The sequence below is a fragment of the Rhizobacter sp. genome, assembly GCF_031412495.1.
Lineage (GTDB): Bacteria > Pseudomonadota > Gammaproteobacteria > Burkholderiales > Burkholderiaceae_C > Schlegelella_A.
Genome location: NZ_JANODC010000084.1, coordinates 1 through 6,727, shown reverse-complemented (window position 1 = coordinate 6,727; position 6,727 = coordinate 1). Strand labels below are relative to the sequence as shown.

Annotated in this window: 6 protein-coding genes; 2 read left to right on the top strand and 4 right to left on the bottom strand. The window is 69.4% G+C overall.

Features of this window, described 5'->3' with window-relative positions:
- Together icmF and AC30N0_RS03055 are read right to left on the bottom strand one after the other, a co-directional pair.
- Positions 1-2,900: fused isobutyryl-CoA mutase/GTPase IcmF (icmF, locus tag AC30N0_RS03060; RefSeq protein ID WP_489516463.1), on the bottom strand; the 2,900-nt coding region annotated here is incomplete at its 3' end.
- A 15-nt stretch (positions 2,901-2,915) separates the two neighbouring features.
- Positions 2,916-3,785 (bottom strand): PPK2 family polyphosphate kinase, encoded by an 870-nt coding sequence (locus AC30N0_RS03055; protein ID WP_489516462.1) that lies wholly within the window; start codon positions 3,783-3,785, stop codon positions 2,916-2,918.
- Positions 3,786-3,945: 160 nt separating this feature from the next.
- Here AC30N0_RS03055 and AC30N0_RS03050 point away from each other — a divergent pair, with 160 nt between their 5' ends.
- Together AC30N0_RS03050 and AC30N0_RS03045 are read left to right on the top strand one after the other, a co-directional pair.
- On the top strand, positions 3,946-4,380 hold the full coding sequence (locus AC30N0_RS03050; protein WP_489516461.1) for a DUF4864 domain-containing protein: 435 nt from the start codon (positions 3,946-3,948) through the stop codon (positions 4,378-4,380).
- 25 nt (positions 4,381-4,405) lie between these two features.
- Positions 4,406-5,176, top strand: a complete 771-nt coding sequence (locus AC30N0_RS03045) for a type III pantothenate kinase (protein WP_489516460.1) — start codon at positions 4,406-4,408, stop codon at positions 5,174-5,176.
- A 4-nt stretch (positions 5,177-5,180) separates the two neighbouring features.
- Here AC30N0_RS03045 and AC30N0_RS03040 read toward each other — a convergent pair whose 3' ends face one another.
- Positions 5,181-6,044: a sugar phosphate isomerase/epimerase family protein gene (locus AC30N0_RS03040; protein ID WP_489516459.1), complete on the bottom strand. Its 864-nt coding sequence runs from the start codon at positions 6,042-6,044 to the stop codon at positions 5,181-5,183.
- Positions 6,045-6,049: 5 nt separating this feature from the next.
- On the bottom strand, positions 6,050-6,727 hold a 678-nt coding region (locus AC30N0_RS03035), incomplete at its 5' end, for a TRAP transporter large permease subunit (RefSeq protein WP_489516458.1).

Below are 6,727 nucleotides of genomic sequence, written 5' to 3'. Positions count from 1 at the left end.
AGCTCGGTCAGCTCGTCGATGACGAACGCGCCCTGGTTCGGGTTCTCGTTCTTCGCCAGGCCCCACTCGCGGTTGATGATGAGCTGGATCGCCATCGCGCGGCGCACCGAGTCCTCGGTCGGCGTGGTGATCGCCTCGTCGAACGCGTTGGTGTGCAGCGAATTGCAGTTGTCGTAGATGGCGATGAGCGCCTGCAGCGTGGTGCGGATGTCGTTGAACTGCACTTCCTGCGCGTGCAGCGACCGCCCGCTGGTCTGCACGTGGTACTTCAGCTTCTGGCTGCGCTCGTTGGCGCCGTAGCGCTCGCGCATCGCTACCGCCCAGATGCGGCGTGCGACGCGGCCCATCACGGTGTATTCCGGGTCCATGCCGTTGGAGAAGAAGAACGACAGGTTGGGCGCAAAGTCGTCGATCGCCATGCCGCGCGCGAGGTACGCCTCGACAAAGGTGAAGCCATTCGAAAGCGTGAAGGCGAGCTGGCTGATCGGGTTCGCTCCCGCTTCGGCAATGTGATAGCCCGAAATGCTCACCGAGTAGAAGTTGCGCACCTGGTGCGCCACGAAGTACTCGGCGATGTCGCCCATCACCTTGAGCGAGAACTCGGTCGAGAAGATGCAGGTGTTCTGGCCCTGGTCTTCCTTGAGGATGTCGGCCTGGACCGTGCCGCGCACGTTCTGCTTCACCCAGGCGGCGATCTCCGCCGCCTCGTGCTGGCTCGGTTCGCGCTTCTTCTCGGTGCGGAAGGCGTCGAGCTTCTGGTCGATGGCGGTGTTCATGAACATCGCCAGGATCGTCGGCGCCGGGCCGTTGATCGTCATGCTCACCGACGTGCTCGGACTCGTCAGGTCGAAGCCCGAGTACAGCACCTTCATGTCGTCGAGGGTCGCGATGGACACGCCGGAGTTGCCCACCTTGCCGTAGATGTCGGGCCGCAGCGCCGGGTCGTTGCCGTACAGTGTCACCGAATCGAAGGCCGTCGACAGCCGCTTGGCCGGCGTGCCCGCAGACAGCAGCTTGAAGCGCCGGTTCGTCTTGAAGGCGTCGCCCTCGCCGGCGAACATGCGGGTCGGGTCCTCGTTCTCGCGCTTGAACTGGAACGTGCCGGCGGTGTAGGGAAATGCGCCGGGCACGTTGTCGAGCAGCAGCCACTTCAGGGTCTCGCCGTCGTCCTCGTAGCGCGGCAGCGCCACCTTGCGGATCTTGTTGCCTGACAGCGTGGTGTGGACCAGCGAGGTGCGGATCTCGCGGTCGCGCACGGTGACCACGTAGTCGTCGGCCGCGTAGGCGCGCTGCAGCGCGGGCCAGTCGGCGAGCAGGCGGCGCGACTCGGGCGCAAGGCGGCCTTCGCGCGAGTTCGCCAACGCGCCCAGCGCGTCGACCGCCGCGGCGTGCGGCCGAGCCGGGTCGGCCTCGTCCAGCATACGCGCGCTCGCGCGCAGCTGCTGCACCTCGCGGGCCAGGCGCGCCTGCGCCAGCGCCGCCGCCTTGTAGCCGCGCACCGCGTCGGTGATCTCGGCCAGGTAGCGGGCGCGCGCCGCCGGCACGATCGGCACCTGGTGCGTGCTGTGGCGGGTGGCGACAGTCGGCAGCTTGGCCAGCTCGAGGCGAACGCCGAGCTCGCCCAGGCGCGGCTTCATGGCCTGGTAGAGGGCGGTCACGCCGTCGTCGTTGAAGCGGCTCGCCATCGTCCCGAACACGGGCATCTCGCCCGGCTTCCGCGCGAACGCCTCGCGGTTGCGCTGGACCTGCTTGGCGACGTCGCGCAGGGCATCGGCAGCGCCCTTGCGGTCGAACTTGTTGATGGCGACGAACTCGGCGAAGTCGAGCATGTCGATCTTCTCGAGCTGGCTCGCGGCGCCGAACTCCGGCGTCATCACGTAGACCGGCACGTCGACGAGCGGCACGATGGCCGCGTCGCCCTGGCCGATGCCCGAGGTCTCGACGATGGCGAGGTCGAACTCCGCCACCTTCACGGCGGCCAGCACATCGGGCAGGGCCCGGCTCAGCTCGCTGCCGAAGTTGCGCGTGGCGAGCGAGCGCATGTAGACGCGTGCCTCGCCGCCCGCGGCCAATCCGTCGGATCGCGCCCATGGCGCGATGGCGTTCATGCGGATGCGGTCGCCGAGCAGGGCGCCGCCGCTCTTCCTGCGGCTCGGGTCGATCGAGATGACGGCAAGCTCGAGGGCATCGCCCTGGTCGAGGCGGATGCGTCGGATCAGCTCGTCGGTGAGGCTCGACTTGCCGGCGCCGCCGGTGCCGGTGATGCCGACGACCGGCGTGTGCGCTGCCTTCGCCGCGGCATGGAGCTCGGTGACGAGAGCGGGCGAGGCCCGGCCGTTCTCGAGGAGGGTGATGAGTCTGGCCAGCGCCCGCCAGCGCTGCTCGGCCGAACCGCTGCCCGCGGCGAGCTCGTCGAGCCGCGGCGCCGCGTCGGCGCCCAGCTCGAAGTCGCAGCGCATCATCATCTCGCCGATCATCCCGGCCAGGCCCATGCGCTGGCCATCCTCGGGGCTGTAGATGCGCTCGACGCCATAGTCCTGTAGCTCGGCGATCTCGCTCGGCACGATGACGCCGCCGCCGCCGCCGAACACCCGCACGTGGGCTCCGCCGCGCGCCTTCAGCAGGTCGACCATGTACTGGAAGTACTCGACGTGGCCGCCCTGGTACGAGCTGATGGCGATGCCCTGCACGTCCTCCTGCAGGGCGGCCGTGACGATCTCGTCGACTGACCGGTTGTGGCCGAGGTGGATGACCTCGGCGCCCATCCCCTGCAGGATGCGCCGCATGATGTTGATGGCAGCGTCGTGGCCGTCGAACAGCGCCGCGGCGGTCACGAAGCGCACCTTGTGGGTCGGCCGGTAGTCGGCGAGGGCCCTGTAGTCGGCGGAGAGTTCGGTCATCGTGTCCTCGGAGGCTCAGGGTACCTGGAGGCCGGCGAGTGCGGGGTCGCCGGGCGGGTAGCGAAGATCCAGGTTCTGCAGCCCATTCTTCACCGCCGTGGCGATCATGAGGTTGCGGTGGGTTTTCGAATCGGCCGGCACGATGGTCCATGGCGCCCACGGGGTGCCGGTGGCCGCGACGGCCGCGCCGTAGGCCGCCTGGTATGCGGCCCAGTGCTTGCGCACCTCCAGGTCGCCCGCCGCGAACTTCCAGTGCTTGGTCGGATCGTCGACGCGCTCCTGCAGTCGCTGCCGCTGTTCGTCCTTCGAGATGTGGAGCATGAACTTGAGCACCAGGGTTCCGGTCTCGGCCAGCAGCCGCTCGAAGGCGTTGATGTGCGCGTAGCGCCGCTCGGTCTCCTCGGGCGTGATCCAGCCCTCGACCACCGGCACAAGCACGTCTTCGTAATGGCTGCGGTTGAAGATCGTGATCTCGCCGGCGGCGGGCACCTTCTGGTGGATGCGCCAGAGAAAGTCATGCGCGCGCTCCTCCGCCGAAGGCGCCTTCCAGCCGACCGCGTGCACGCCGAGCGCGCTGGTCAGGCCGAACACGCCGCGGATGGTGCCGTCCTTGCCGCTGGTGTCGGTGCCCTGCAGCACGACGAGCACCCGGTAGCGGCGGTCGGCGTACAGAAGGTCCTGCAGGCCGTCGAGCTCGGCGGCGAGGGCGGCCACCGCCGCCTTGTCGGCCGCCTTGTCGCCGCTCGAGAAGGGCTTGGCGGCGGGGTCGAAGCCGTTCAGGTCGAACGAGCTCACGGCGCGCTTGCCGGAGGAGCCGGCGTCGGCGGCGGGCAGCGCGCCTGCATACTGGAAGTCGGCAAGGAGGTTGCCCGGTTTCTTGGCCAAAGGGGCCTCCGTTCGCGTTGGCATCCGGCAGGCGCCGGTTGACGTACACGTCAACTTCGAGTGTACGTCCGCCCTCTGCCCGCCCCGGGCTCAGCACCCGTTGCGGCGGGCTCCGGCAGACTGCCTATGATCGGCCGACCGGCCGTGCCGAGGAGCTGCCATGACCCGCCGTCTCGTCCGAACCCTCCTGCTGCTCTCCGTATCGCTGCTGCTGCACGGGCCCGCCGCGGCGCAGACCGCTACCGCCGAGCAGAGCGCGGCGATGCGCGCCGTCGTCGAGGCCCAGCTCGCCGCCTTCGCCGCCGACGACGCGGCGCGCGCCTTCTCCTACGCCGCGCCGGCCATCCGCGAGGTGTTCGGAACGCCCGACCGTTTCCTCGCGATGGTGCGCACCGGCTATCCCGTCGTGTACCGGCCGGCGAGCGTCACCTTCCTCGCGCCGCACCAGGTCGAAGGGCAATGGATCCAGGGCGTGCACATGACCGACGGAAACGGCGCCCTCTGGCTGGCCATCTACCGCCTCGAGCGCCAGCCGGATCGCTCGTGGCGGATCAATGGCTGCGACGTGCGGCCCGCATCCGGCAAGCTGACGTGAGTCAGGTTTCAGATCGTCATCCGCCATGAGCTTTCTCGCCGTCGATGTCGGCAACACGCGCCTGAAGTGGGCGCTGTACGCCGAGCCCCGGCCGGGCGCCATGCTGCTCGAGCACGGGGCGGTCTTCCTCGAGGCCATCGACAACCTCGCCGAAGGACCCTGGCGCGACCTGGCGCAGCCCAGGAGCATGCTCGGCAGCATCGTCGCCGGAGAAGGCGTGCGTCGACGCACCGAGGCGCAGCTCGAGGAGCTCTGGGACATCGAGCCTCGCTGGGTGGTGAGCAGTGCGCAGGCCTGCGGCGTGACCAACGGCTATGACCATCCGATCCGGCTCGGCGTCGACCGCTGGGTGGCGATGATCGCCGCGCGGCAGCGCATCCTCGAGCGCGGCCCGCCACGGCCGGCGCTGGTCGTGATGGTCGGCACGGCGGTCACCGTCGACGCGCTCGACACCGACGGGCGCTTTCTCGGTGGCCTGATCCTGCCCGGCTTCGGCCTGATGCTGCGCGCCCTCGAAATGGGAACCGCGGGCCTCAAGGCACCCACCGGCGAAGCGGTCGATTTCCCGACCAACACCAGCGACGCCCTGATGAGCGGCGGCGCCGACGCCGTCGCCGGCGCGGTCGAGCGCATGCACCGCAAGCTGACCCAGCGCTGCGGGCAGCCGCCGGCGCTGATCATCAGCGGCGGCGCCGCGGTGAAGCTCGACTCGATCAGCGACCTGCCGTTCGAGACGGTCGACACGCTCATCTTCGAAGGGCTGCTGCACCTGGAGGCGCGCCGCGGCGCCACCTGAGGCGTCAGGCGACGGGTGCGCCGTCGGTCGCCGCCTCAGCCTCGAGGCGGCCCCAGAGCTCGCGCACCATGCGCATCAGCATCTGCGACTCCTCCCAGCGGTCCGACAGCTCGTAGCCGTCGGCACCGGTCATCGCGTACTCGCGCGGCCCCAGCTCGCACAGGAAGGTCAGCACCGCGTCAGCCGGGGCGCGGCGGCGCCAGCCGCGAAAGCCGTGCTCCCACCAGCCCATGAACAGGTCGAGCCAGTCGCGCTGGTGCGCGAAGCTGATCTGGACCTGGATCTGCTCGCGGCTGGCGACCCGGCCATGGAAGCCCCAGCACTGGTCGATGACGCGGTGCATGAGGCGATGGTTCTCGTCCGAGATCGGCCAGGCGAACTCGCGGCCGACGACGTAGTGCGACAGGTCGCCGGTGAGGCGCAGGTCCGGGAAGCGGTCGAGCAGGCGCAGCGTGAAGTACAGGTCCGTGGTCATCCGGTCGCGGTGCGTCTCGAAGTGCAGCGGCACGACAGCCGCGTCGGCCAGGGCACGCCAGCCTTCGATCAGCGGCACGCACTCGGCCACCGTGTGGGGGCGGACGTCCGCCTGGAGGTTGAGGTGGTCGGCCCCGAACTCGGCGACGTGGGCGAGCACCGGGCGCAGCTCGTCGACCGTGCGCGGGTAGCACTGCGCCTGCCAGTGCAGGCCCCAGGCGCCGAGCTTGCGCGTGACCGTGCGCGCGTACTCGCGCTCGAAGAAGCGGACGCCGGCACCGTCGAAGCCGGCAGCGTGGATCAGATCGAGCTTCTCGTCGAGCGACCACTCCAGGCCGTCGGGACGGCGTCGCTCCATGGCCCAGAGCGACTGGTAGACCTGCAGGGTCTGCATCGGCCCTAGGGTCGCCCGAAGAAGCGCGGCACGGCGAGCACGAAGTCGGCCCAGTAGGTGACGATGAGCAGGACCAGGAACAGCGGCACGTAGAAGGGCAGGATCGCTCTGGACATCTGCGCCAGGCTGACCTTGGCGATGTCCATCATGATGAAGAGGATCACGCCGAAGGGCGGCGTCAGCGTGCCGATCAGGAGGTTGACGACGAGGATGATGCCGAAGTGCACCGGGTCGATGCCGAGCGCGACGATGGTCGGGAAGAGCGTCGGCGTCGCGATGAGGAGGATCGCCGTCGTCTCCATGAAGCAGCCGATGACCAGCAGAGCGACGTTGATGATCATCAGGATCACGAACTTGTTGTCGGAAATCGACATCATCAGCGCCGCCAGCTTCATGGGCGCCTGCGACGTGGCGACGATCCACCCGAAGGGCACGGCGCAGGCGATGATGAAGACGAGCACGCCGCAGGTGGTGAGCGTCTCGCGCGCCGCGCCGATGACGTCGGCGATCTTCAGCTCGCGCTGCGCGAAGCCGAGCGCTGCGGCGTAGACGACGGTCAGGGCGCCCAGCTCCGTGGGCGTGGCGACGCCTGCCAGCAGCCCGATGGTCAGCAGGATCGGTGCGGCGAGCGCCGGCAGGGCACGAACGAAGGTCCGGCCGAGGCGCGGCACGGACATGCGCTG

Coding starts and splice junctions, on each gene's coding strand:
- AC30N0_RS03050 (WP_489516461.1), top strand. CDS start 3,946: ATGACCCGCCGTCTCGTCCGAACCCTCCTGCTGCTCTCCGTATCGCTG.
- AC30N0_RS03045 (WP_489516460.1), top strand. CDS start 4,406: ATGAGCTTTCTCGCCGTCGATGTCGGCAACACGCGCCTGAAGTGGGCG.
- AC30N0_RS03040 (WP_489516459.1), bottom strand. CDS start 6,044: ATGCAGACCCTGCAGGTCTACCAGTCGCTCTGGGCCATGGAGCGACGC.